We start from the raw sequence: 25,427 nt of genomic DNA, 5'->3' as shown, positions 1-25,427 counted from the left end.
GGCCTCTTCTGTGAGCTCATCGACTCTGTTTTTAACGTTTGGTTTCCGCCTATTTTTGTCGATGAGTGCTTCAACACCACCATCCTCAACAGCGGCTTTGTATCTGTAGAATGTGTCTCTGGATAAGCCCATTATCTTGCAGGCTCGGGAGACGTTTGAGAGCTCTTCTGCGAGATTGAGAAGTCCGATCTTGTGTTTTACGATGCGTTGGTTACCATGGATCATGAGGGTTACCTCCTTATGTTTTGATGTTTGGTTGGCACCTATATCAAAACTGGTAACCCTCACTTTTTCAAGTGAAGTGTCAGATCAAATCGGAACTATCTCAGTTAAAACAAGCTTAGTTGCTCAATCTTTTTCTCTTGTACTTCGTGGCATTTTAAGTACTTGCGATATCTCATCGGCATCAAGACCGACTGTGTCTACGCAATACCCTTTTGCCCAAAATTAATTACTCCAATAGGGCTTTCGTCTCAACTTTCAGTGCCGGTTCAATAACCGGATCGCTGTTCGTCCTTTGACTTTGCCTACATATTCGGAGATCGACAGCTTCGGCGGGATCAGCACCAACAAGTGTACATGGTCTATTTGCACGTTCAGCTCTAAGATTTCACACTCTTGTTGATCTGATCTCGACTGACCTATGTGTCCGATTTAGAGTCTGATTTAGTTACCTGCTGGACATTGAATTGAACTTATAAAACCATCGGTTTAATAAAACTAGTGTACCAGAGATGAATTCGATTCATACAATCAACCGGATATATTTGTTGGTATAACTGTTGGTATACGCAAAGTCGTAATTCAATAATATTGCACAGAATCAGTGCGATGCAACAATCGTTCGAATCCCTGCTCCCCAAACCGCTTAACATTATTCTTTAAATAGCAATTTCTAGACGGAACCAAGGTGTTGTTATCCACTCTCGCTGTCCCTAGAAAAAACGAAAGGCACACCGAAAAATTGAATTTCGCAGATTTCTCGTCAGCCAAACACATCATCCGTTCAACTAGCTGAAATCATATTTTTTACTTACTGAACTTTTTTGCTGCCTTTACGGCAGTACACGGTAAGTGGTAACAGCTGGATTGAGAGAAATCCGATCTCCATTCCACGTCTTGAATATTCCACGCTCTATTTAAGGTGCAGGCCCACTCCCCTTTACAAGGGAATGCGGGCCTCTTTGGCTCTGTTTTGCATACAATGCTACGGTTACGGCTTATAGTTGAGGGCTGCACCTTGACTAGCCGATTTTGCGTTTCTGGCGTAGACAGAAAGGTAGCCATTTTGGAGACTGCGCCTTGGCGGACTCCAGTTTTTGGCTCTCTTGGCAAATTCTTCCTCACTGATCTTCAGGTTGATTTTCTCGTTCGGAATATCTATCTCGATTATATCACCTTCCTCGACCAGGGCAAGCGGTCCTCCGACCGATGCTTCCGGACAGATATGAGCTACCGCACACCCCTTGTTAGTACCGGAAAAACGTCCGTCGGTGATTAGGGCAATCTCTTCCTGCATGCCCTTTGCCGCGACTATCCACAGAAAACGATAAAGCAGCCGCATCCCCGGGTCACCCTGGGGACCGACATTTCTTACTACCACCACGGATCCCGAGACAATTTCATTGTTAATCAAGGCCTTGCTGGCATCGTCCTCATTTTGGAAAATACGCGCAGGTCCCCGGTGCATAATCATGGATTCAGGAACGGCAGATTTCTTGATAAGTGCACCTTCAGGGGCCAGGTTGCCCCGCAAAAAGAGCAGACCTCCTTCTTTGGCCATCGGCCTATCAAGAGGATAGATCATCTCGTTTGGCTCAGGTTCGACGGTTCTGAGGTTATCGCCGACCGTCTGACCAGTCACCGTCATCGCATCGCAGTGGAGAAGCGGAGCCATTTCTTTCATGACCGCCGGAATACCGCCTGCTTCGTCAAGATCCGCCATCAGGAATTTGCCGCTCCCGGACGGTGCTACGTCAACGATAAATGGTGTTTTTTTACTCAGCTCGTTAAAGGTTTCAAGCGGTATATCGATCCCAAGTTCGGCGGCAATTGCCTGAAGATGGAGCACTCCGTTGGTGGAACCGCCTGTAGCCATCAACAGCCGAATGGCATTTTCAAAAGCTTTGCGACTCATTATGGTGGAAGGCCTGATCCGTTTCTGATGAAGCTGTACCACCCGGCGGCCGGCCTCAAAAGCAATCCGCAAAAGCCTTGAGTCCGCTCCGGGAGTTGCGGTGTTGCCCGGAAGCGACATCCCCAGGGCTTCGGTCATTGCTGCCATGGTGTTTGCCGTTCCCATCACGGGACAGGCGCCGATTCCCATGCAACCCTTGTCTTTTATCCGGCTGTACTCGGCTTTGCTGATCCCGCCTTCTTTGTATTGCCGATAATATTTCGGGGCAACCTCCAGCGGATCGATCTCTTTTCGCTTATGACGATTGAGCTGCATGTAACCGCCTGTTACCACAGTTGCCGGCAGGTCGAGCCGTGCCGCAGCCATCAGGTGGCCCGGAATGACATCATCGCAAACAGGGACAAACACAAGCCCGTCGAACAGATTGGTTTTGGAAACGGTTTCTATATACCCGGCAACCAGGTCCCGGTGAGGCAGATGATAATTCTCGTCTCCGCACATTGAAGTGCATATGGAACTGATGACAAATACCCTCGGAGCACCACCCCCGGCCCAGACGCCGGCCTTGACCGCATCAACCACCTTGTCAATATTCACAGCAGCAGGATTTATTTCCCCCCAGCTGCTGACAATTCCGATCTGGATCCGGTCGACTCCCTCGTCGGCATATCCCGCCCCACTCATCATGGTTTGGCGTTCCACCAGGGCGTAATCAGGAAGATCGCAGTCGTTTTTTTTCACTGTCGCCATTTTTTCTCCATATTCTCAATCAAATGAATCTTGCGATTTCATAAGCATCCCATACCGCTCCCATTACATTTCGAGGCGCCCGGCAATCACCGATCCGATAGACACGACTGAACTCGTTTTCGATATCATCGGCCAGTTTCGAGTTGGCAACCATGCCGGCGGCCATAACCACCGTGTCGGTTTCCAGTTCGGTTGTTAGACCGCTCCCATCTTCTATTTCGACCTTTCCATCGAGAATTTTTTGTACTTTGCTGTCGGTGAACGCCATGATGCCATGTTTCTTGAGTAAATCTATCGTCATCATCCGAACTTGAATGGGAATCTTTATCCCGCCACTCATCAGGCTGGGACACATCTCGACAATTACACACTCTTTTCCCTGAGCTGCAAGCCAGATAGCAATTTCACACCCCACCAGGCCGCCACCGATGATGACCGATTTCTGTCCGGCCAGAGACGGATCTTTGAGCAGGTCGACACCAGTTACCACCGACTGGTGATCTGTACCAGGCATGTTTATCATAGCGGCTTTTGCACCGGTTGCCACGACGACTACATCGGGAGATTGGGCGCGGATCTCCTCAAGACCTATTCTGGTGTTGAGGTTCACGGATATGTCAGGTGTATCGAGCTGGCGTTCATACCAGCTCAGCAGACGCCGCAGGTCGCTTTTGAACTCGGGGACAGCAGCCTGCTGTACGAGACCTCCGAGAGAACTGTTCTGGTCATACAGAGTTACCCGGTGTCCTCGCAAAGACGCAACTCTTGCCGCTTCCATCCCGCCGACTCCGCCACCAACGATCATAACATTGAGCGGTGTCACGGCGGGTTCCAGCCTGTGTGTTCGTTCCCGGCCGGATGCAGGGTTGAGGGCGCAGGAAATTGCTCGGTGTTTTGAGTAGGCTTCGAAACATCCGTCGTAACAGCCGATGCAGGGGCGAATGTCATGGACTCTGCCTTGCCGCACTTTTTCAGGCCAGTGCGGTTCGGCAAGAAGACCTCTGCCTATGGCGACGAAATCCATCTTATCCTCTTTGATGACCTGTGCCGCAACTTCTGGTTTATCGAGTCGTCCGACGCCGATCACCGGAATTTTTACCGCTTTTTTAGCCAGAGCCGGCATATCAGCCATACACCCGTGTTTCTGGTAGATGGGAGGATGCGGCCAGTAATGGCTTTCATAACAGCCTGCATCCACATGAAGGGCATCGAAGCCGGCCTGCTCAAACATTTTGGCCATCTCGATTCCTTCTTCAATATCGCGGCCTGCTTCTTTGAAGGTTTCCCCGGGAAGGGCTGCGCTGTTGAAATTCTTTAGAAAGTGTTTGAGGCCGAAACGATAGACCATGGCCATCTGGTTGCCAACCTCACGGCGCATCTCCTGCAAGCACTCAATCGGAAAACGCAATCGATTCTCAAGGCTTCCCCCGTACTGATCTTCCCGTTTGTTCCAGATTGAGGAGGTGAACTGGTCAAAAATATAACCTTCGTGACCGTGCAGTTCTATTCCGTCCACACCGGCATTGGCGAGCTGTCTTGCGGTTCTGCCGATGGCTGTTACAATTTCACCTATTTCTCCCACCGTCATAGGCCGGCAGATGACGGACGGGTCCCAAAAGTTAGGCGTAGCAGATGAGGAAACACACTGCTTTCTCAAGATGGAGGGCGGGGTAACGCGACCGTAACCGGCGGTAAGCTGGACGAATATCCGTGCACCAAATGTATGGGCTGCTTCGCACAGCTCGCTAACCAACCCCATCGAGGTTTCCCGCATGACCGGAGTACACTCTTCCAGGGCTTCGATCTCGTTTTCCACCTTAAAGACGGAACAGATCAGTATTCCGATGCCGTGCCGCAATCTCTCCATGTAGTAATCGATGATGCGCTGACTGATGGAGCCGTCATTGTTTCCCATGTACTCAATGCCCATGGGTGCCATCACCAGCCGGTTCTTAACTTGTATCGGACCAATTTTTTTTGGTTCGAAGAGTACTTTGTAATCGTTCACTTTACGTTCCTTTCACTGTTGGTTGTATGTTTGACATTGAACACGGTTACGGTTGCGCCGGACACTTTAATAAGCCATCTGCTAACCAAATAACTTGTTCGGCAACCAGGTGATTAGCTCTGGTATTGCCATACATAAAATTAAAACTATGACTTTGATTGTCAGAAACGGACCGATAGATTTATACAGGTCCATCATTGTGATATCAGCAGGCGCTATCCCTTTGAGATAGAAAAGGGCAAAACCGTATGGTGGTGTCTGGATGGCTATTTCCATATTTAATATCATGAGAATACCAAACCATACGGGGTCAAATCCTAAAGAAACTGCAATTGGCGTATACAGCGGCGCACAGATTAACACGATGATCCACTCATCCATGATGGTTCCCATAATCATCATGGTAAGTTGCATAAAAATAATAACCCCCCAAGGACCAAGGTTTAGATCGGCCATTATACCTGTAAGGAGTTTTCCAGCCCCCATCAGCATGTGAAAATCACTGAAGATTGAAGCGCCAATTAAAATCCAGACACATACTCCCGTGAGTACCATGCCTTGAATGCTTGCATCCTTGAGGACTGCGAATGTAAATCTTTTTTGCAGCATCGCGATAACGGATGCCCCAACCGCGCCGACAGCGGCCGCTTCCGTGGGAGTTGCAACGCCAAACAGTATTGACCCTAGTACCAGAAATATAAGAGCAAATGCTAAAAATGAGTTTTTAATGGCCATCCTTTTTTGTTGCCAGTCAGCAACCTCCGCTTTTTTCAACGCGGGGCCGTGATCAGGATTAATATGGCAACGGATAGCGATATATATGATAAATAGCGATATCATTATAATACCGGGAATGATACCGCCGGCAAACATCTTGCCAATCGATGTATTCGTTACCGAGCTAAACAATATCATCGGTACGCTTGGTGGAATGAGAATCCCCATGCCGCCGCCTGCCATTATGGCACCCAGGGCGAGATATTTATTATAACCTCTCTCCAGCATGGGTTTTAAGGCGACCGATCCGGCAGTCATTATTCCTGCGCCAATGATTCCAACCATAGCAGCCATCAGGCTGCATACAATAATCACTCCAATGGCCAGTCCCCCCTTGACGCGACCAGCCAGAACATGCATCGCGTGAAACATTTTTTCCCCAATGCCGGAATGCGACAGGATCTGCCCCATAAAAATAAAAAGAGGCACTGCCAATAAAACGAATCCGGAAACCGCCTTGAAGGAGGTATGGGCAATTATGTTGTAGGATTGCGGCCCCCAGGTGAAGGTGCCAAAGAGCATTGCTACTGTGCCGAGACCAAAGGCAACAGGCATACCAGTGGCGAACACCGCCAAAATTGCAACAAACAGAAATATGGTTAGGAATTCAATACTCACAGCTTTAACTCCTTGTTTGTTATTGCACGATAGATGTTGCCCAGCCAATTGGCGAGTTCCTGCAGCAGAAGCAGGGAGGCACCTATGGGGATCATAAGTTTAAAGTGACCGATAGGCGGCCCCCATTCTGTCGCTGTCGTCTCGCTATTTTCAATTGCATAGATTGCATTTTCAGACGAATACAGAATTACTAAAATGATGAAAAAAAAGAACAGGAGACCTGTTACTGAATCTATAATGGATTTTTGGCGTAGAGTTAATTTACTGTAGATAATATCGACATTTACGTGCCCCTTTATTTGGTGTACGTATGCCCCTGACAGCAACCCAACATAGCCAAACATGAAAATTGACAAATCGTAAGTCCAAATTGTTGGACTCTTAAATACATACCGTGCAGTTACCTCCAAAAACAAAATTATTACCATAACAGGCATTAGAACACTGACGGAAAGTCCTACAAGTTTATTTAGTTTGTTGATTAAACGTATATAGAGTTTTACGAATTTCATAATTTATCCACTTCGTAGAGAAAATGCCTTTCGTTATAAGGCGTTGCATTGCTCAACCGTTTTATCAATAATGGACTGGTAGAACCGGATTTGTTAGCTGTCAGCCAGTTTCGTATTTGCCGAAACTGGCTGATATCTAACGTGTATTCAGCACGTTACAGATCAAGCTTTTTTATGAAATCGTTCTGAATAGTGATCAGCCGCTTGCTTCCTTCATCTTTATCGGCATATTCCGGCCAGACATTTCTGCCAGCTTCGAGCCATTTGGCTTTGTCTACGTCGGATGGGACCGGACTCATTTTTACTCCTGCATCCATCATTTCCTTCAATGCCTTTTTTTCCCATACCAGCGATTTCATCGCCCACTCGTCACTGCCCCATCTCGCAGCCATTGTAATAATTTCCTGCAGGTCCGCTGGCAACTTGTTCCATGCTTTCATGTTGGCTATGATTGGCATAGACTGGGCACCTGCCAGAGGAAGAGGATATAAATATTTTGCCTGCTCATAAAATTTACCGTCCCTGTGGTCAATGATGTTGCAGCCATCCACTCCATCTATTACTCCTGTGGCAAGGCTTGTATACACTTCACCAAAAGCCATAGTAATTGGGCTGGCTCCTAAATTTTTCAGCATCTTTCCGTAAGGGCCAGGAGCCCGAAGCTTCCATTTCTTGATGTCCTCCAGGCTGTTGACTGGCTTTTTGGTGAGTAAATATGTTGCCGGTGACGTCCACTCGGCTATATATTTGATATTATGTTTAGCATAAATTTCGTCCAGCGCTTCAATCCATCCGCCCTCGTTAAACAAAGATCTTATTTGCAAATAGTCAGCCATAGCTCCAGGTAATCCCAATTCAACGACGCCAGCTGGATTTTCACCAGCATGCAATGCCTGATAAGGCGCACCTAATTCAACAAGACCTGTCCTGGTTGCACTGAACACTTCTGTAGCTGCAACTCCCTCTCCGTCGTAGATGACCTCTATCTCGAGCCTTCCCCCGGACATTTTTTTTACATTTTCAGCGAAATTTGAGTAAACCTCCCCATAGCCTATTCCTCTCGGATACAGCGTAGCCATTCTGAACTTAAACGTTTCACCTTGAGCAAAAACCATATTCGAACTCAATAATACGAAAGAAAGAAAGATAATTGTCCACAAAAACGACGAAAATTTTGATTTCATACCTGTTCTCCTAATATTTTTGTTATAGGTTTTCGACCCGACTATTGCGGCAGGCGTCAGGCTGAACTTTCCCCTGCAAAAGCAGGCAGAGAAACGTATTGCACGTTCCAACACAATCACTTGGTATCATTCTGAAAATAATTTTCGATCACCATGTCAACTTCCGAGCGCCGAGTAACTTGAACGTTTAAGTTGTTTGAGCTTAAAAATATCAGGTTTTTGCCGGTTGTCAACGATATTTTCAACAGAGCTGTTTTCGTTTTTTTCAAATGATGCGCAATAACAAGCATATAAATATCAACCCAGATAAGATGTTTTTTTACTGTTGATGAAAGAATAGTTTATCGTTTAATATATTATCCTACAAAAAAGAGAGTTGTATGAAGTCAGTAACACTGAGAAAACAGAACATTGTGTGTTAAGGGAGAAATGGTACAGAGCAACTTCAATCTCCTGTAAATTACAATGGTTGATAGAAAGCACATTTAATTATATACAGTTGAGTGGCAATTGGATCGGCAGGTGTGTACCGTTTAAGCATTTCACGGGAAGTGGCGACCCTAGGAACCATAGAAACGTGAACAAAGTCGCAAGGCGATCTTTGGCGTTTTTTACAAGCAAGAAGGGAACTTGTTTCGTTTGTTTTGGTGTTGGAAAAGAGGTGGCTGGAAATATGAGCAGAGTGACTATAAAGGATATCGCAAGGCGCCTTCACGTCTCGACTACGACAATTTCGAACGCTCTGAACAACAAGCCAGGCGTCTCAAAGGAGGCCAGGGATCGCATAATCAAAATGGCTCGGGAGCTGGGATACCGTCCCAACTATCTGGCGAAAGGACTGGTAAGTAACCGCAGTTACACAATCGGTCTGATCGTATCGAGCATTGCTGACCCTTTTTATCCCGAACTTGCTCTGGGGGTTCAGGATAAAGCCGACGAGTTAGGTTACACGATGATGCTTTTCAACACCAACCACTCCATTTCTGCCGAGACCCGGTGCATTGAAACGCTGAAGTCGAGGGGGGCAGATGGAATAATCTTGTCGACCGTGCTGCAGGATGATCCCAATATTGAGTTGATGAATGAGATGAAAATTCCGTTTGTTCTGGTAAACAGGATAATTCTCGACCCGAAAAGAGCCCGTAAAATAGATTCTGTTTCCCTGGATAACTATGGTGGAGCCTACAAGGCGGCCGAACATCTCTGCCGAATTGGTTACGAGAAAATCGCAATCATTGGCGGAAACATGAAATCGTCCACCGCGATCCTGCGGACGGAAGGTGCTCTGGATGCTTTGGCCGCCTATGGGATCACCCCTGCAAAAGAGTGGGTTGTAACGTGCGACTATTCGGAAGAAAAAGCCTACGCTGCGGCAAAAAAGATGCTTGCAAAAGAGGACAGACCGGCGGCAATCCTCGCCCAGGGTGACAACATGGCCATGGGGGCGAGGGAAGCAGCCCTTGAAGCCGGATTAAACATTCCGGAGCAACTCGCCATCATCGGTTACGATAATATCAGCACCTGTGCCATAAAAGGAATAGAGTTGACCACCGTGAGCCAGGCTCCCCATGATATGGGATCCACCGGCGCCGAACTTCTGATAGCAAAAATCGACCAGCAAAGTTCGGCAATTACCAGCCAGATAGTTATGGAACCACGGCTAATCGTACGTAATTCCTGCGGATTTAATCTTCACGGTTACTCAAGATAACAAGTTTTTTTACGGGGCAAGAAACAACTGCCGGCATACGTGGCTGCCGAATTGGCGCAAGGAAAATACCTCGATTAACCACCGTCGTTACCTGTTTTATGTCAGATATGATCACACCACACGACGTACCCGCAGGACTCATACTGCATCACTACTTGCCTGGTTTCAATGAGGACCAACTCAATGAATACACAGACAAACCAGGTAACACAGCAGGTGGTAAGACCAAGTTTACAAACAAACCAAAATGCATCGCTGTTTCGCACGTTTTAATTTTTTTAAACTAACAAGGAGTGATAATGGTTTTTACCGCAAGCACACCTGAAATCACAGCTATCCGCGCCTGTGAAATTTTATCAGAATACTGGGGGATCAAGGGCCGCGTTCAATTTCTTACTTCGGAACGGGATCAAAACATCCTAGTCGCCACTGATGGGGGGAGCCGATATATTCTCAAGGTTTCTCATCCGGATGAAGACCGGATGGTAAGTAACCTTCAGACCACTGCGCTACTACACATTATGTCTGGTGACCCCCACCTGCCGGTGCCCCAAATAATTCCAACCCTGAAGGGGGAAGCGGAATTTTTTATATCGCTGCCAGACGGACAGGAAAGCATGGTGCGTCTTATGTCGTTTCTTGAGGGCTCACATGTCCAGATTGCAGATGTCAGTCCAGAGATGGCTGAACACATTGGCTACACTGCCGGCCGTCTGGACATTGCCCTCTCAGATTGTGAACACCCCGCAGGAAATCATGATTTTCTCTGGGACACCAGAAAACTTGTTGAACTGTCATCCTTTCTGGACTGTATCGAAGATGAGGAAAAAAGAAGTCTAACCGGTCATTTTGTAGATGTATTGTGTACAGATATTTTGCCACGACTTGCCAGCCTTCCGCAGCAACTGATACATAATGACCTGAACCTGGGCAATATGTTGTTCACAGATAACAGTGTATCCGGAATTATTGATTTTGGTGATATGCTTCGTGCACAGCGCGTGATTGATCCTGCCAACGCATGCGCCTATCTCGCCGTAAACGCCGATGATCCGTTTCGTCTGTCAAGAACTATGGCGTACAAATATATTGAGGCTAACCCACTTACTTCAGAAGAAAAAGAAATTCTGCCTTACTTAATAATCGGTCGCTGCCTGGTTACGATTCTCGTAACGAACTGGCGTGCCTCCATACATCCGCACCAGGCCGGGCGCATCCTGCGTCACGAGCCCAATGCCTATGCGTTAGTGAAAAACCTGGAGTCCTTTCAACACAATTTATCAGATTTTTTTTGGGAGAACCACAATGTCTAACGCCGCAATATCCTTTCATGGCGCACACACCCCTACTTCTGAAGACCCTCGACGAGCAAAGATGATCGCCCGGCGGGTGAAGCTTCTGGGACCATCCTATCGACTGTTTTACGACGAACCTTTTCATCCGGTCCGGGGGGAAGGGGTCTGGCTGTATGATGCCAGCGGCGATGCCTATTTAGATGTTTACAATAACGTCCCCTCTGTTGGCCACTGCCATCCAAAAATTGTTGAAGCATTATCCAAACAGGCCGCCACCCTGAACACCCACACACGTTACCTGCATGAAACGGTGCTTGACTATGCAGAAGAATTGCTTGGAACGCTGCCCGATGAGATTGAAAGACTCACCTTAACCTGTACAGGTTCTGAAGCCAATGACCTCGCCCTGAGAATTGCCAATTTTGAAACCGGCGGTCAAGGGATTGTGGTCACAAATCTTGCCTATCACGGTGGAACTTCAGCTGTTGCCGATATGTCGCCCTCCCTTGGCTCCGGGGTGGGAGATCACGTGCGGACAGTAGTTGCCCCGGATGGTTATCGCCGCGGCACGGAAGGCTTGGGAGAAGCTTTTGCAGCAGATGTAACAAACGCATTCGCCGATCTTGAAGCCAACGGTTATAAACCGTCTGTTTTCATAATTGATACCATCTTTTCCAGTGATGGAGTTCTTTCAGGTCCTAAAGGATTTTTAAAACCCGCTGTTGAGGCCGCCAAAAAGGCAGGGGCGCTGGTTGTCGCCGATGAAGTACAACCTGGCTTTGGCCGAACCGGGGATGCCTTCTGGGGATTCCAGCGACATGGATTCGTACCGGATATTGTTACAATGGGCAAACCGATGGGCGCCGGGCACCCCATGGCGGGGTTGGCCGCACGGGCGGAAGTTCTGGACGGTTTTGGAAAAAAATACCGGTATTTCAACACATTTGGTGGGAATCCAGTTTCCTGCGCGGTGGGGATGGCTGTCTTAAACGTGATTCGGGACGAACACCTTATGGAAAACGCTCTACTGGTCGGGAAATTCTTGCGCCAGGGTCTGCGTGATCTGGCAAGTCATCATCCGCTTATCGGTGACGTTCGGGGGGCTGGTCTGTTTTCCGGGGTAGAACTTGTGCGAGATCGGCAGACAAAAACATATGCCACAGAAGAAACAGAGCAAGTGGTGAACGACCTGATGCGCAAAAAAATTCTTATTTCCCGTGCAGGGATCGGGGGAAACATCCTGAAGATACGTCCGCCGATGCCTTTTTCCAAGGAAAATGCTTCTTTTTTTATACAAACTCTTGATGAAGTCTTGCGTGAAATCCCTAGCCAGAAATAAGCGGTGCAGGACCGTTCCCTACAATTAACGGCCTGAATTTCTTCTCTCGCTGGAGCGCCGGAGGCAGAGTTTCCGGCAATTGATTGCACTTTGGCAATCAATTGCCGGCGCCTTTGATTGCCAAAGTTACCTACCCCCGAAAAGTCATCCTTATCAATCATGGCCAGGTAGGTGGTGGCATGGTCTGCCGGCCGGAATAGTTCAGAAGACTTTATTTCGCCCGCAAACAAGCTTTTTTCAACGTATTTTCTTGGGCTTTTCTATCTTGTAATCCATACTCCCCGAACGGAATCCTTCCAGATCAACCGTAACATAGAGGTAGCCGAGATTTTTCAGGAAAGATACGATATCTTCCCTGCAAGCAACGATACGCTCCATGTCGCTGCTGTCCACCTCAAGCCTTGCGACATCGCCATGAACCCGGAGCCGCACATTGAAAAACCCCAGGGACCGGATATAGATTTCGCCTTTTTCTACATTCCTCATTTTTTCGTAGGACAGCGGCGTCCCGTAGGGAAACCTGGTCGCAAGACAGGGAGACGAGGGTGAGGTGGAGGCGGATAAATCGTATTCCGCTGCCATTTTCCTGACATCGGTTTTGCTCATGGCGGCTTCGGCCAGGGGGCTGCGGATATTGAGTTCCCGCAGAGCCTGCAATCCCGGACGATAATCCTGCAGATCGTCGCTGTTGGTTCCATCCATGATTGTTTCGACCCGCAACTCACCGGCCATTGCCACCAGTCTGGTGAACAGATATTTTTTGCACAGGTAGCAGCGGTTCAACGGATTGGTCATCACCCCGGCATGTTGCAGTTCGTCTATCTCCACAACGGTATGGACCGCTCCCATTTCCTTTGCCGCTTTTGCCGTCGTCGCTATCTCGTTTACCGGGTGGAGCATTGTATGGACCGTAACCGCATAAACTCTATGATTTTTCCCAAGGGCCTGTTCACATGCGACTTTCAGCACCAGCGAACTGTCCACACCGCCGGAGAATGCGACCATCACATCCCGGTCGATATACCTGTCCATCAGCGCCAGGAAGTTCTTTTTATTCCGGTTAAATGCATCCATGCTTGTTAGCTCCTCCTTCTGCCTCCGGCCACCTTCTCACCTATGTTGTCCCTGTTGCGCTGTGCTGACAGCAAACACTTTCGTGGTTAACATTCAGAAAGTGGCACCGGCCGCCGTACTGTTCTTTATGCGAGCTTGACCACTTTTCCCGCCAAATCCGACCAGAAGGTGTTCCCATGAAGACCATATCATTTCAGACATTGCTTTTCTTTACGCTGCTGGTTTTGCTGACAGGGGTTCCAATCAGCGGAACCGGCCCCCTGGCTGAAGCAGCCTGGACTTCCTCCAAAGTACAGAAGAAAAGCGCACCAGACCACGACAAAAGACTCGCCGCCGATATTTTTTTCAAAAAAGGCAACCTGTTCCTGGATAATCATCAGTTCGCCGAAGCCGTCGAGCAGTTTGAAAAGGCGGTACAAATAGATGACGCCTATGCCGAGGCACACAGCAACCTGGGCTACAGTTACCGCAAACTTGGCAGATACGACAAAGCTGTCAGCCATTATAAAAAAGCGATAGAACTCGAACCGGACCTTGCACAAGCCCATGAATATCTCGGCGAGGCTTACGCCGAGATGGGAGAATTCACCAGGGCCGAGACCCACCTGAAGATCTTGAGGGACCTTGGTTCGGATGAGACAGAAGAACTCGAACAATTTATCAGGGTGCAAAAAACCAAGTAACCGCCCAAAAGAGCCGCCAGGGTTGCAAGGCGGCTCTTTTGGCTAGCAGTTACACGTGTCTTGCCACCTCAAGTAGTATTTCCACAGCCTTGCGGGCATAGTCGCGGGTCAGCACCAGCGGGGGCATAAAGCGGAAAACATTGCCGAAGCGACCGCAGGGTACCATCAGCATGCCGCGATTGAGCATGCCCATGACAATCTGGCCGACACCGTCGCCGCCGAGGGGGGCGCGTGTTTCGCGGTCTTCCACCATCTCAATGCCGATCATTAATCCGCGACCGCGGACATCGCCGATCACTCGGATATCGCTACTGCCTTCACGGATCATCTCCCTGATATCCCGACCGAGCTCCGCCGCCCGGTTAATCAGGGCCCGGTCGTTTTCGGTCAGGATTTCGATGTTGGTCAGACACGCGGCACTTGCCACTGCATTGCCGGCCCAGGTATTTGGCTGAGAATGATCGACAATCTGCTCGGCCAGATCCTTTCTGATGGTCAGGCCGGCCATGGGCACGTCGCCGCCCATCCCTTTCCCCCAGGTGATCATATCGGGCTTCACTTCGGTATGTTCGATACACCACATTTTGCCGGTGCGCCCGGCTCCGGCCTGGACTTCGTCTGAGATATAGAGCGCCCCATGCTTTTCGCACGCCTTTTTAACAATCTCCAGATAGCCCGGAGGAGGTGGCAGGTAGCCGCCCTCACCCTGCTGCGCTTCTATGATCAGGGCGCCTACATCATCGGCGCCTGTATACGGGGTGTTCAGGACATAATCGACATATTTTGCACACTGCAGATTGCAGCTCGGATATTCAAGACCGAAACAGCAGCGATAGCAATATGGATAGGGAAGATGAATCACTCCCGGGATAAAAGGTCCATACCCTTTGCGATACTGATCACCTGTTGTCAGTGAGTTTCCTCCCATCCAGACACCGTGATATGCACCGTGAAACGCCACGACCTGTGTCCGCCCGGTTATTTTCCGGCAGAACTTGAGGGCGGTCTCAACGGCGCCGCTGCCGTCCTGGGTAAAATAGGTGACACAGTTGTCGCGCAGGCCCGGAGGAGCTATCGTCGATATCTTTTTAGCCAGTTCGGTACGCTTGACGTTGGAGATATCGCTTGCGTGCATCAGCGTTTCCATCTGGTTTTTCATCGTTTCCACCACGCGGGGATGGCAACGCCCAACGGAGTTTACGGCAACGCCAGCGGTGATATCTATCATCACATTACCGTCGGGATCCCTGACTGTAGCGCCTTTTCCTTCGGAAAACACAAAAGGAAACCGTCCACCGCCCCGGGCCATCGATTCAAACTCGAAGGACTCCCCAAGGCTCTCCTGTGCTTTCGGGCCGGGTATAGTTTCGCTGACAATTTTCGGTGCATCGGGATAGGATAGTTTCGCTAGTTCCTGTTCACTTATCATACCTTCATCCTCCTTGATTTCGTTGAAAGTCGGTGCGGTACTTGCCTGGTCTTACCATAAAGTCCGACTTTCGTTTTATAGTTCGGTCGGTCGAATCAATTTGCGCCCACCACGAAAAGGTTTTTTGGGCAATTATCGATGGACAGAATCGAGCTCTTCATCGGTAACATCGAATTTGCTGCCTTTCTGCTCCAAATGCTCGGTCCTGAAAAACTCCGGCAGCCTGTCATCCTTTTCGGTGAATCCAACGGCTAGGTTAAATTTTCGTTCTTCATCCAGAACCATTTTGCCAAGCCGCATAAGGTACTGCTCCTCAAGGGATTCATCGAGGACGGCGCCTGCACAGTCTATGAGATGTTTCTGCAGATCCGGATTATCCAGCGGCGGCAGGGCAGCAAACAGACAGAGCCCCAGGGTATCGATGGCAGCAAAATATCGCTGCAGAAACTGGGACACCGGCGCCTGTCCTTTGGGTGCTGAAGGATCGTATGCGGGATTAGCGGGACTGGGCATCGCATTGCCGCAGGTATGATCCGCCCCCATGGGAGAGGTTGCATAGGTGGTTCCGGTTCCTTTGAGAACCCTTGGATCATAACCGGCCAGACACTGGCCCTTCACATGGGGAATCCGGTTTACTCCAAGTTTTTCACCGGTGTACCTGCAACCGTGGCCGATCATTCTGGCGTTTTTGGTGTTGCAAACGATATCCTCTACCATCCTAAGAGCAGCGGGACCGTCCCCCCAGGACAGCAGGTTAGCCTCCATGGCAACCCCGATCGCCCCGCCAACATCCATTGTGTCTAAACCGTAATCGTTGCACACCCCGTTCATCCGGGCAATGATGTCGACATCATCAATCATGCAGTTGGCACCCATAAGCGCCAGGGTTTCATACTCAAGACCTGAGACGATGACCTTTCCTTGAGGATCGGTATAGATATTCGAGCAGCTCATGACACAGCCGGTCATGCAGCGATGACTGGTTTCACCGCCCGTTCTTGCATCAAGCAGGTCGGCAATGCATTCACCGGAGATCTTCTCCGCCCCGGCAAACTTGCCAAGAGAATAGTTCTTGGTAGTCAATGCTCCCATTTCATTGATCATCCCTATCAGCAAGGGGGTACCGAAACGATTCAGTCCCTGAGCCAGTGGATGGGCGGTGATTCCCTGGGTAAAGGCTTTTACGGATTGGCTGAACAGAGCCGGGTTTTTCAGCCTGGGCGCCATGCATCCGGTGTCGTCGACAACGATCGCCTTGACCTTCTTTGCCCCCATAACCGCCCCGAGCCCCCCTCTCCCGGCCATCCTGGGAAAATGATCCGGCGAAGTCACCGCTATGGCCGCAGCTCCAAGGCATAGTTCGCCGCCCTGCCCTATGGCGATAACGCAACATTTGTCGCCATACAGTTCGCGGCAGTAATCGATTGTTGCATTTATCCCCTTCATTTCAAGGGATTCGGCTGAATCGAATGTCACCCCGTTGTTATCTATTTTAACAACAGACCACGCTGCACCGCTCCCCTCGAGGACGATAGCCTGCAGTCCCAGCCGCGCCAGTTTGTGGGCGGCCGCCCCCCCGGCGTTTGCCTCCTTTATCGTTTGCGTCAGCGGGCTTTTCGACCCTATGGAAAGCCGGCCACTGTTGGGCACGGTTGAGCCGGCCAGAATTCCGGGAGAGAAAACCAGCTTATTGGCGGGTCCCAGCGGATCGCAGTCCGGGGAAACCTCCTGGGCAATGATCCGGGACGTAAGACCACGACCACCAAGATTTCGATATTTATCATCGGTTTTGTTGAGGCTATACTCCTTAGTGTCCAGTCTGATCCTCAGTAATTTGACCATCTTCTGTCCTCCAGAAAAGCGGAATTTTCACCATGACCCGACCGCGGCCATGGACTATTTTTTATGTTTTGGTGAGTTGCAACAACGGTGCCGTTTTTCAAAAAGTAAAGGCCGGGGCGAAAATGACGCCGGAATGCGTTACCCTAACCTATTGAAATATTTTGAGTATCTCGAACCGACAGGAAGATAGTACAAAGAGGATGGCCGCACACTCACGGCAGGACAACAGCAAGAGGTTGCTCGGCAGCAATGCGAGCGGCCTGGATGGGAAAAATCATTGAGTCATTTTTGCACGTTTTTCGGCATTTTCATTCGTAATGAGTTGTTTTTTTTAAACAAATCCGCAGCAGTAGCAGAATTGACCCAATATGTAGCTATTGCAACCCACACGCTTTCATTTTTCGAAACAGCGTCTTACGCGACACCCCGAGCAGTTTGGCCGCTTTCGACTTGTTCCACCGGGTCTGGTCAAGCGCCTGCCGGATAACCTTTTTTTCCACCTGCAGCATGGTGTCCCGTAGATTCTGGTCTTTGACTTTCAATAACGGCTCCACCGGTTCAGGCTGTGGCTCAGTTTTTTCCTGCAAACCTGGCAATTCCATGAAGTGCAAGTTTTTCATTGTGATAAAACGGCGCAGTACATTCTGCAGTTCCCGCACATTTCCGGGCCAGTGATATTTTTTTAGCGTCTCCAGCTCATCGCGGGAAAGGGAAACAATGGTCTCCGAGCTTCCGTATTTCTTGAGAAAATGATTGATCAGCATATAGATGTCATCGCCTCTTTCCCGAAGAGGCGGCAGATGAATGGGTACAACGTGAATCCTGAAGAAAAAATCCTGTCGGATATTGCCGGCACCGACCATTTTCTGGAGATCCTTGTTGGATGCGGCAATAATACGTAAATTGGGGCGGACCAACCTCCTGCTGCCAATAGGGGAAAACCCGCCTCCATCAATTGCGCGAAGCAGCTTTACCTGAAGATTCGGACTGATATCGCCTATCTCGTCAAGAAACAGCGTGCCTCCGTCAGCCACTTCGAGATATCCCTGCTTGTCTGCGTTGGCGCCGGTATATGCGCCCTTGGCGGTACCGAAGAACTCGCTTTCTATCAGACTTTCCGGAATGGCTGCACAGTTGACGGCAACAAAATTTTTCTCCTTTCGCTCGCTCGCCTCGTGAATGGCATGGGCTACAAGTTCCTTGCCGGTGCCTGATTCACCGAAGACAAAAACGTTGTCATCGGTGGTTGCCGCTTTGACGATGAGTTCGAAAACGTCCTGCATTGCCTGACAGTTTCCGATGATATTTTTGAATTTATAACGATCCCTGATAGTCGACCTCAGCAGCAGATTCTCACTGCGGAGTTTTTTCTCCAAATTCTTGAACATGGTGAAGTCCGCCATAAAGCCTTCCACCACACTCCCGTCATGCTCCGTGTTCACAAGAATTTCGGCCTTGTCGAATACCCACTTGGTCTCTGTCGATCCGCTCAGTATCCGGTATTCACATTGAAAAGGAATGCCATTTTCCACTGCTATTCCCGCCTGCTTCTGCATTTTTGGTAAATCATCAGGATGAATCAGGTGCATCAGTTCATCTAGTTTTTTGCCGATAAAATAGGAAGCGTCCCTACCAAAAATCTGCAGACAACCGTTGCTGACAAAATCTACCTTCCATGCATTTTCCGATCTTGAAATGCGATATGCCATCCCAGGCAGATTGTTCATCAGGGTGTGCAAGCGACGTTCACTTTGCACAATACGTTTTTCAGCCTTTTTAATCTCAGTTACATCGCGGATGGCCTCGATGGCGCCGATGATCTTATCGTCACGATCAAGGATTGGTCCGGCGGTAATCCAGATATACCCTCCATCTTTCCCCTGAAGAGAATCGACTTTGCGTTCGGCCATAACCTTGTTGTTTTCGATTCTAATATTATGCTCCTGCAGCAGGCGCTGCCTCTTTTGGGCCGATACCGCTTCGGGATCGTACCAGCCGTCCAGGATCATCCTGACCAGGATCGGATCGGAGGGATCATAGAATTTACCCAGCCATAACTGGTAATTCTGGCCAATAACAGCTGTCTTTTCGATACCGGTCATGGTGACCATCGCCCTGTTCCAGGCGATGATCCTGCCGCCCCTGTCGACTACAAAAATAGGATAGGGTAAAAATTCTATAATATCCTCCTGCTGTTTTTGCGAAACCTCAAGCTCCAGGGTACGCTGCTGTACCAGATCTTCCAGCATTACCCGGTATTTATCGAGCTGATCCTCGATCTTTCTTTTTTCAGTGATATCCCTGGCCGTTCCCTCAACGGCGATTACCCTGCCGTTTTCGTCAAATATAGGGGTCTCGATAGTTATAAACCTCAGCAATGCTCCGCTTTTATGGTAAATTTCCATCTCGTATGGCGGCTGCCGAACGCCCTGGCAGGAAAGCCTGGTGGCCCTTTCCGCCGCCTTGTTCATCGGATGGGGCGACCATAGATCCGAGGCGGCCAGGCCAATATATTCCTCTGGTCCAAATCCGAGGATATTGATGTAGGAAGGACTTATATAGGTAAATCTCCCGTTTACGTCGTGACGATAAAAGAGGAACTCTTCTTTCAGGTTGTCCAGCATCCTGCTGTATCGGTCCTCGCTTTCCTGCAGAGCGCTGGTCAATCGCTGTATCTCAACTGTTTTCGCTTTCCCTTCATCTTGCCAAATTCCAAGTTCAGACGATAGTTGCGTTTTAGTCATCATATCCTCCTGCAGCAAACCTTGGACAATTTCACCTCGCGGATAATACCTCAACACGTCAGGCACCATATCTCTTCATTAGAAGCAGCAAATTCCAGACCAGCACCGACCACAAATTCCCATCTTCGATTCTCATCGGTGCAGACGTTATATAATACACGTGGTTTTGCCTCGGTTCATTGTTCAACATTTCTGGTCTGCAAGCAAGCGCTTAATGCGCGATAGAGGTACAATCAGGGTAACAAATGACCCGTTTCGGAACCAGGCACCACCCTGGACCAAAGAAACGACTGCGGGGCAAAACCGCCCTCCATATCGAAAAAACAACCATAACTCGCTGTTTACAAAGCTCTTTTTCCAAAAGCGCGATTATGCGTCAAATCGGGCGAAAATAACCGTTTTCAACAGATTCCGGATCATACCGCTGCGGTCGGAGGTTGCCATTGCCCCCCTATTCCTCCCCCATCCCCCACACCCTGCAACCTTCACGTTTTATTGCCGGGCTTGGCACTTATCTTGCTGAACCCGTTCCTGTAGCTCACCGGTGACAGAAGTGTTTTGGCCTATCCCTACTGCAGACATTATGCATACAGGGATGTTCTTATCAAAATTTTCGACAATCAAGGAGAAATTTCATGGTAAAGCCTTCAGTGTTCTTACTTTTGCTTCTAGCACTTTTATTTTCCGCCACTGCTGGCACCGCCGATGTCATCGACCCATACGACAATGGGGCGGCGCCTCCCGGGACTTTTGCCTTGGTCTCATATTTCGGTCACTCCCATTTTCCTGAAGTAACCGATGACAACGGCACGGAATACGATTTTGGCCTTGATGCCAGCAGCGCCGTAATTCGTCCGGTCTATTTCATCGGTAAAATTGACGATAGATACTCCTATGGCATCAATGGGATCATTCCGATTGTCCACCTGAGCCTGGACGGTGACAATGCAATAGGAGCCCCATCGAGCAGCGAAGTCGGACTTGGCGATATCGGCCTAAGCCCCTTTATCTACCTCTATGAAAGCCAAGAATCCCAGATATTTATCTCATTCTGGGAATTTATCTTTCTACCCACGGGCAAATATAACGAAAACGACGCCGTTAATATCGGCAGGGACGGCTGGTGGTTTCAGCACCAGCTTGCGTTGGCCTGGTACCCGAGCCAGTTCGGCATCGATTTCAACGTCAACTACTTCCAGTTCACCGAAAGCGACAAACTCGATTTTGACGACTCCGACGCCCTGGAGCTTGAAACTGTCGTGCATTACATCCTGAATGAAAAATTCATTTTCGGCATCAACGGTGCCTACTGGATAGGGCTGAGTGATGCCGAAGTCGGCGGCGAATCCATCCCCAACAGCAAACCCATGAATATCAAGCTTGGTGCTAACCTGACGTATCTTGTGAATGACACTCTCAGCATCGGATTGCGCTGGATGCATGACATCGATTCTGAAAATTACCCGGAAGGCGATTCCGCCTATATCAAACTGTCCATGGTATTTTAGAAAATATCCCTTTCCAGGCCGGTGTCGGCGTAAACCCATAACACCGGATTCATTCCCTGCCTTTTGTGCAAAGAGGCGCCGGCAGCCTTTTCCACAATTCTTTTTCCCGTTTAGAAAAAGGAGGGAAAAAGCTGCCGGTGCAATACAACCCATAACAAATCAATCTTTTCGGAGGGGAAAATGGGTAAACATGACCGCTTAATCGTCCGTGAGCCAAAAGTCGTCTGCGTTGACTACCATCCTGTGGATAACGTCAAGGGGGTGACTTTTCCCGATGAGATCTGGCTCGACAACACTATCGTCAAAAACTCTCCGGTGGTGGTCGATATCGGCTGGCGCTTTGAAGTGCCGGAACCAGATCCGGTGGAGTGGGAACATTCCCACGAGTTTGACGAAGTACTCTGCTTTATCGGTACTGATCCTGAAAATCCAAGAGATCTTGGAGGAGAGATTGAATTTCATATCGACGGCGAAGTACATGTCTTCGACACCACCACCGTCATTTTCCTTCCCAAGGGGCTTCCCCACTGCCCTTTTGTTCACAAGCGGGTGGACCGCCCATTCCTGCTGGTGGTATTCGCCCTTGACGGGCGCTATCCAGAAGCTACAAAAGAATTATAAAAACAATGGCCTGCATAATAAACACAGGCCATTGTTGGTACACACGCTTTAGGAGGATACGGGTCAAAACACCATATTGGGCAGCCATGTCGCCATCTTCGGAAAGATCATCACCGCCACCATCACCAGGAACTGCAGCAGCATAAAAGGCGGCACCGAACGCCAGATATCCCTGGTGGTCACTTCCGGAGGGGCGACGCCTTTCATCATGATCAGCGCCCATCCGAACGGCGGAGACAGATAAGCCATCTGCATGTTCAGGATAAACAGGATGGAAAACCAGATGGGATCGAATCCAAGCAGTTTGGCAATCGGCAGCATTATCGGAGCGCAGATGGTCACCACGGCATAGTCATCCATGAACATACCGAAAATCATCAGTATCAGCTGCATGCAGATAAGCACTATCCATCTGCTCACCTCGAGCGACTCAATCACCTCCATTATCATATCCTGGGCGCCGGCGCTGGAATAAAACACCCCGAACAGCGTGGCCGGAATCAATATCCAGAGGGCCATTCCCGTTATTTTGAGGGTTTCCGAACAGGAATCCCTGACAACGGACCAGGTGAGTTTTTTGTGCAGGGCACAGATTACCATAGCACCCGCAGCCCCGATACCGGCCGCCTCGGTAGGTGTGGCAACACCAAGGAAAATTGAACCAAGCACCAACACCACCAGCATTGAGGGCAAGAATATCTCCTGCAATGCCTTGAACCTCATCGCCCAGGTCACTTGTCCGGTTGATTTTGGCAGCGATTCGGGTCTTATAATTCCTGAGATGACAATATAAGAGACATACAGACAGGCGAGAACAAATCCAGGAACAATACCGCCGAAAAACAGCTTGCCAACGGAAATCCTGCCGATAAAGGCAAAAATAATCATTATAATAGCTGGCGGAATTATCTCCCCCAACACACCTCCAGCCATCACCGATCCCAGGGCGATATTCTTGCTATAATTATGTTTGAGCATGGCCGGTACGGCGACCAAGCCCATGGTAAGAATTCCCGGACCGAAGCCGCCGCACATGGCAAGGGCAACGCATACTCCGATGGATACGATAGCCAACCCTCCCCGAACCCCGGAGAGCCAGTAGTTCAATCCATTGAACATCCGTTCCGAGATTCCCGACTTCACCAGAAAATTACCCATTATAAGAAACAGGGGGATGGTCATCAGGGTGGTACTGGTAATCTGCTGGTAGGTGGTAGTGGCAACGGTAAAAAGAGCATCCGTACCTTCGAGAAAATAAGTGAAGGCGATGGTTACCGCTCCCAGGGAAAAAGTCACCGGAACGCCAAGAGCCAGCATCACCAGGAGACTGGTGAACAGGGTAATGGTAATCAGTTCAATACTCATATTATGCAATCCGTTTAAATGGAGATCGGTTGATAAGCGCTACGTCGAGTCATTTCTTCTTCAATAACATGACGACACATCCCAGGAGGAATAACAGCGTTCCTACCGGCATAAAAAGTTTGAGCGGATAGAGGGGAAGTTTAAAAATGCCCATGGCCACTTCCCTTGACTCCCAGGACTCAAGCCCCATGGACGTCGACTTCCATAGAAGCGCGCCGAGAAAACAGCAGGCAGCGGCGAAGGTGAGCCAGGATATGAGTACTTTTATTTTGGGGGAGAAGTGTTGATACAGGATTTCAATACGGATATGCGCGTGGTGGACAAGAGCATACCCGCCCGCCACCATGACGAATACACCGAAGAGCTGTTTATTGATCAGCCAGGCCCAGGAAGTCGGCGAATTGAAACCGTACCTGGCAATCACCTCGTAGGAAACTATGCCCATGATGACCAGTATCAACAGGCTGCAGATATCGCCCAGCCGCTTTAAGATCCAACTGATTCCTTCAAGTATTTTTTTCATGACACCCCATGGAAAAGAAGCGGAAAAACAGTACGGCCACTTCCCCGCCCGGACAAGTTCATTCCTGGTTTACCTGACGTTACGCCATTTTTTAATCATGGAGATCGCTTTGCTGCTGGCTTCATCCTGCTGCGCCATCTCATCCCACATATTATGGGCAACATCAGCATATTTATCCTGACACTCCTGATCGAGTACGGAAACCTTTACCTTTCCTTCCTCTACCAGTTTTTCAACCGCTGCAATCTCCTTCTCATATGCGTCGACCGTGGCGACCCAGTAGTCTTCAGCCGCTTTGTGCATTGCCGCCTTGACATCGTCGGGCAGTCTATCCCATTTTTTCATGCTGACCAGGATATGACCTATGGCATGGTCGCACTCCATTCCCTGCACCCAGTAGGGAGCAACTTCATGCCACTTCATTCCGGTCACCGCGCTGACATCCCATTCAGCAGCATCCACGGTACCAAGTTTCAATGCCATATAGGTTTCCGAAGGTGAAATCTGCACCGCCTGCATTCCGACCCCGCTATGGTATGCCATGTTGCCTCCGTCAGCTTTTATTTTCATACCGTTGAGATCCTCGCAGGTGGTCATCTTTTTGGTGGACAAAACGAACGGCACCGGACCATAGGTGTGGATATCGAGCAAGTACATGTCCTGCTTGGCGTACTCTTCCCGAAGAATATCCATAAAACCGTTGTTCATGTAGAAATCTCGAATAACCCTAGCCTTTTCCTTGAATGTAGATGCCTCGGAAATCCTGAACGCGAGGGGCAGGTTGAATTCCACATACCCGACCGGAACCATCCCGCCCCACATCCCGCCCATACCCTGGAGCATATCGACAACGCCCTGTTTGGTTGCGACGAACAGCTGATCGCCGGGCACAATCTCCGGTTCGGCGAAGATCTTGATTTTCAGCCGGCCATCGCTGTACTTAGCCGCAGCATCGGAAAAGATTTTCAGAGTTTCCATGGACAGGTCTCCCCGGGGATAGAGGGACTGGATTTTCATACGATACACTTTCTCGGCAGCTCTTGCATTTTCACCACTGACCATTGAAGTCGCAACGAGCAGTGCAAACAACACAACCATAAGGGCTCTGACCGGTCTAAGACTGTTTCTCATCCTGTTCCCTCCAAAATGTTTTCTGTTTTACATAATAAACCTTGCCGTTCTTTCTCTGAAAAACTGAACCTTATGCTGCATATGGCGTCAGTTTGCTGACACCGGTCATGCACACACTGTTCATCGTCGTGAAGGTGCTGTCACCGATAATTACATTGCAAGATCGAGACCACCGT

At 49.3% G+C, this 25,427-nt stretch carries 19 protein-coding genes and 1 pseudogene; 6 read left to right on the top strand and 14 right to left on the bottom strand.

Translation table 11 applies throughout. From position 1 onward, the window contains the following. From BLQ17_RS13680 to dctP (BLQ17_RS13650), 7 genes and pseudogenes are all read right to left on the bottom strand, one after another. The coding region (locus tag BLQ17_RS13680; RefSeq protein ID WP_143005510.1) for a helix-turn-helix domain-containing protein at positions 1 to 225 on the bottom strand (225 nt) is incomplete at its 3' end. Between the two features lie 104 nt (positions 226 to 329). Continuing rightward, positions 330 to 630: pseudogene (gene tnpA, locus BLQ17_RS23845) on the bottom strand (IS200/IS605 family transposase); the annotation flags it as partial. A 583-nt stretch (positions 631 to 1,213) separates the two neighbouring features. After that, the gene (gene ilvD, locus BLQ17_RS13670) at positions 1,214 to 2,887 is read right to left on the bottom strand and encodes a dihydroxy-acid dehydratase (RefSeq protein ID WP_092223782.1); all 1,674 of its coding nucleotides are present in this window, start codon (positions 2,885 to 2,887) and stop codon (positions 1,214 to 1,216) included. Positions 2,888 to 2,906: 19 nt separating this feature from the next. Next, a complete protein-coding gene (locus BLQ17_RS13665) occupies positions 2,907 to 4,895 on the bottom strand; it encodes an oxidoreductase (protein WP_092223778.1) in 1,989 nt (662 codons plus the stop codon). A gap of 81 nt (positions 4,896 to 4,976) precedes the next feature. Continuing rightward, positions 4,977 to 6,290 (bottom strand): TRAP transporter large permease, encoded by a 1,314-nt coding sequence (locus BLQ17_RS13660; protein ID WP_092223777.1) that lies wholly within the window; start codon positions 6,288 to 6,290, stop codon positions 4,977 to 4,979. Then, positions 6,287 to 6,802, bottom strand: a complete 516-nt coding sequence (locus BLQ17_RS13655) for a TRAP transporter small permease subunit (RefSeq protein WP_092223776.1) — start codon at positions 6,800 to 6,802, stop codon at positions 6,287 to 6,289. The genes BLQ17_RS13660 and BLQ17_RS13655 overlap by 4 nt, the downstream gene beginning before the upstream one ends. 155 nt (positions 6,803 to 6,957) lie before the next feature. Then, a complete protein-coding gene (gene dctP, locus BLQ17_RS13650) occupies positions 6,958 to 7,986 on the bottom strand; it encodes a TRAP transporter substrate-binding protein DctP (RefSeq protein WP_092223771.1) in 1,029 nt (342 codons plus the stop codon). Positions 7,987 to 8,659: 673 nt separating this feature from the next. Here dctP (BLQ17_RS13650) and BLQ17_RS13645 point away from each other — a divergent pair. The 3 genes from BLQ17_RS13645 (at position 8,660) to BLQ17_RS13630 (ending at position 12,331) form a co-directional block, all read left to right on the top strand. Continuing rightward, positions 8,660 to 9,697: a LacI family DNA-binding transcriptional regulator gene (locus BLQ17_RS13645; protein WP_092223769.1), complete on the top strand. Its 1,038-nt coding sequence runs from the start codon at positions 8,660 to 8,662 to the stop codon at positions 9,695 to 9,697. A 299-nt stretch (positions 9,698 to 9,996) separates the two neighbouring features. Next, entirely contained in the window at positions 9,997 to 11,010 is a 1,014-nt protein-coding gene (locus BLQ17_RS13635; RefSeq protein WP_092223765.1) for a phosphotransferase, read from the top strand. Continuing rightward, positions 11,003 to 12,331: an aspartate aminotransferase family protein gene (locus BLQ17_RS13630; RefSeq protein ID WP_092223763.1), complete on the top strand. Its 1,329-nt coding sequence runs from the start codon at positions 11,003 to 11,005 to the stop codon at positions 12,329 to 12,331. Before BLQ17_RS13635 ends, BLQ17_RS13630 begins: the two co-directional genes overlap by 8 nt. 237 nt (positions 12,332 to 12,568) lie before the next feature. Here BLQ17_RS13630 and larE read toward each other — a convergent pair whose 3' ends face one another. Continuing rightward, positions 12,569 to 13,405 carry an ATP-dependent sacrificial sulfur transferase LarE gene (gene larE / locus BLQ17_RS13625; RefSeq protein ID WP_092223761.1) on the bottom strand — a complete coding sequence of 279 codons (837 nt, stop codon included), beginning with the start codon at positions 13,403 to 13,405 and terminating at the stop codon, positions 12,569 to 12,571. Positions 13,406 to 13,581: 176 nt separating this feature from the next. Between larE and BLQ17_RS13620 the strand changes: the two genes are divergently transcribed. Next, positions 13,582 to 14,088, top strand: a complete 507-nt coding sequence (locus BLQ17_RS13620; RefSeq protein ID WP_092223759.1) for a tetratricopeptide repeat protein — start codon at positions 13,582 to 13,584, stop codon at positions 14,086 to 14,088. Positions 14,089 to 14,137: 49 nt separating this feature from the next. Here BLQ17_RS13620 and BLQ17_RS13615 read toward each other — a convergent pair whose 3' ends face one another. The 3 genes from BLQ17_RS13615 to BLQ17_RS13605 form a co-directional block, all read right to left on the bottom strand. Continuing rightward, the gene (locus tag BLQ17_RS13615; protein WP_092223789.1) at positions 14,138 to 15,514 is read right to left on the bottom strand and encodes an aminotransferase class III-fold pyridoxal phosphate-dependent enzyme; all 1,377 of its coding nucleotides are present in this window, start codon (positions 15,512 to 15,514) and stop codon (positions 14,138 to 14,140) included. A gap of 135 nt (positions 15,515 to 15,649) precedes the next feature. Further along, complete coding sequence (locus tag BLQ17_RS13610) at positions 15,650 to 17,359, bottom strand: aldehyde ferredoxin oxidoreductase C-terminal domain-containing protein (protein WP_092223757.1); 1,710 nt, start codon at positions 17,357 to 17,359, stop codon at positions 15,650 to 15,652. A gap of 374 nt (positions 17,360 to 17,733) precedes the next feature. Continuing rightward, a complete protein-coding gene (locus BLQ17_RS13605; protein ID WP_176761232.1) occupies positions 17,734 to 20,106 on the bottom strand; it encodes a sigma 54-interacting transcriptional regulator in 2,373 nt (790 codons plus the stop codon). A gap of 632 nt (positions 20,107 to 20,738) precedes the next feature. Here BLQ17_RS13605 and BLQ17_RS13600 point away from each other — a divergent pair. Both BLQ17_RS13600 and BLQ17_RS13595 read left to right on the top strand, forming a co-directional pair. Further along, complete coding sequence (locus tag BLQ17_RS13600) at positions 20,739 to 21,611, top strand: transporter (protein ID WP_092223753.1); 873 nt, start codon at positions 20,739 to 20,741, stop codon at positions 21,609 to 21,611. Between the two features lie 180 nt (positions 21,612 to 21,791). Beyond that, a complete protein-coding gene (locus BLQ17_RS13595) occupies positions 21,792 to 22,232 on the top strand; it encodes a cupin domain-containing protein (RefSeq protein WP_092223748.1) in 441 nt (146 codons plus the stop codon). A gap of 63 nt (positions 22,233 to 22,295) precedes the next feature. Here the strand turns inward: BLQ17_RS13595 and BLQ17_RS13590 are convergent, their stop codons facing one another. From BLQ17_RS13590 to dctP (BLQ17_RS13580), 3 genes are all read right to left on the bottom strand, one after another. Beyond that, positions 22,296 to 23,597, bottom strand: a complete 1,302-nt coding sequence (locus BLQ17_RS13590; RefSeq protein ID WP_092223745.1) for a TRAP transporter large permease — start codon at positions 23,595 to 23,597, stop codon at positions 22,296 to 22,298. Between the two features lie 49 nt (positions 23,598 to 23,646). Then, entirely contained in the window at positions 23,647 to 24,120 is a 474-nt protein-coding gene (locus tag BLQ17_RS13585; protein WP_092223744.1) for a TRAP transporter small permease subunit, read from the bottom strand. Between the two features lie 69 nt (positions 24,121 to 24,189). Next, entirely contained in the window at positions 24,190 to 25,251 is a 1,062-nt protein-coding gene (dctP, locus tag BLQ17_RS13580; RefSeq protein ID WP_092223743.1) for a TRAP transporter substrate-binding protein DctP, read from the bottom strand. Between the last annotated feature and the right edge of the window lie 176 nt (positions 25,252 to 25,427).

Origin of the sequence: Desulforhopalus singaporensis, from assembly GCF_900104445.1 — a bacterium.
GTDB lineage: Bacteria > Desulfobacterota > Desulfobulbia > Desulfobulbales > Desulfocapsaceae > Desulforhopalus_A > Desulforhopalus_A singaporensis.
Note: the sequence above shows the minus strand (reverse complement) of the source record. Positions and strands in the feature narration are given on the sequence as shown.

Coding starts and splice junctions, on each gene's coding strand:
- ilvD (WP_092223782.1), bottom strand. CDS start 2,887: ATGGCGACAGTGAAAAAAAACGACTGCGATCTTCCTGATTACGCCCTG.
- BLQ17_RS13655 (WP_092223776.1), bottom strand. CDS start 6,802: ATGAAATTCGTAAAACTCTATATACGTTTAATCAACAAACTAAATAAA.
- dctP (WP_092223771.1), bottom strand. CDS start 7,986: ATGAAATCAAAATTTTCGTCGTTTTTGTGGACAATTATCTTTCTTTCT.
- BLQ17_RS13645 (WP_092223769.1), top strand. CDS start 8,660: ATGAGCAGAGTGACTATAAAGGATATCGCAAGGCGCCTTCACGTCTCG.
- BLQ17_RS13635 (WP_092223765.1), top strand. CDS start 9,997: ATGGTTTTTACCGCAAGCACACCTGAAATCACAGCTATCCGCGCCTGT.
- BLQ17_RS13630 (WP_092223763.1), top strand. CDS start 11,003: ATGTCTAACGCCGCAATATCCTTTCATGGCGCACACACCCCTACTTCT.
- larE (WP_092223761.1), bottom strand. CDS start 13,405: ATGGATGCATTTAACCGGAATAAAAAGAACTTCCTGGCGCTGATGGAC.
- BLQ17_RS13620 (WP_092223759.1), top strand. CDS start 13,582: ATGAAGACCATATCATTTCAGACATTGCTTTTCTTTACGCTGCTGGTT.
- BLQ17_RS13610 (WP_092223757.1), bottom strand. CDS start 17,359: ATGGTCAAATTACTGAGGATCAGACTGGACACTAAGGAGTATAGCCTC.
- BLQ17_RS13605 (WP_176761232.1), bottom strand. CDS start 20,106: ATGATGACTAAAACGCAACTATCGTCTGAACTTGGAATTTGGCAAGAT.
- BLQ17_RS13600 (WP_092223753.1), top strand. CDS start 20,739: ATGGTAAAGCCTTCAGTGTTCTTACTTTTGCTTCTAGCACTTTTATTT.
- BLQ17_RS13595 (WP_092223748.1), top strand. CDS start 21,792: ATGGGTAAACATGACCGCTTAATCGTCCGTGAGCCAAAAGTCGTCTGC.
- BLQ17_RS13590 (WP_092223745.1), bottom strand. CDS start 23,597: ATGAGTATTGAACTGATTACCATTACCCTGTTCACCAGTCTCCTGGTG.
- BLQ17_RS13585 (WP_092223744.1), bottom strand. CDS start 24,120: ATGAAAAAAATACTTGAAGGAATCAGTTGGATCTTAAAGCGGCTGGGC.
- dctP (WP_092223743.1), bottom strand. CDS start 25,251: ATGAGAAACAGTCTTAGACCGGTCAGAGCCCTTATGGTTGTGTTGTTT.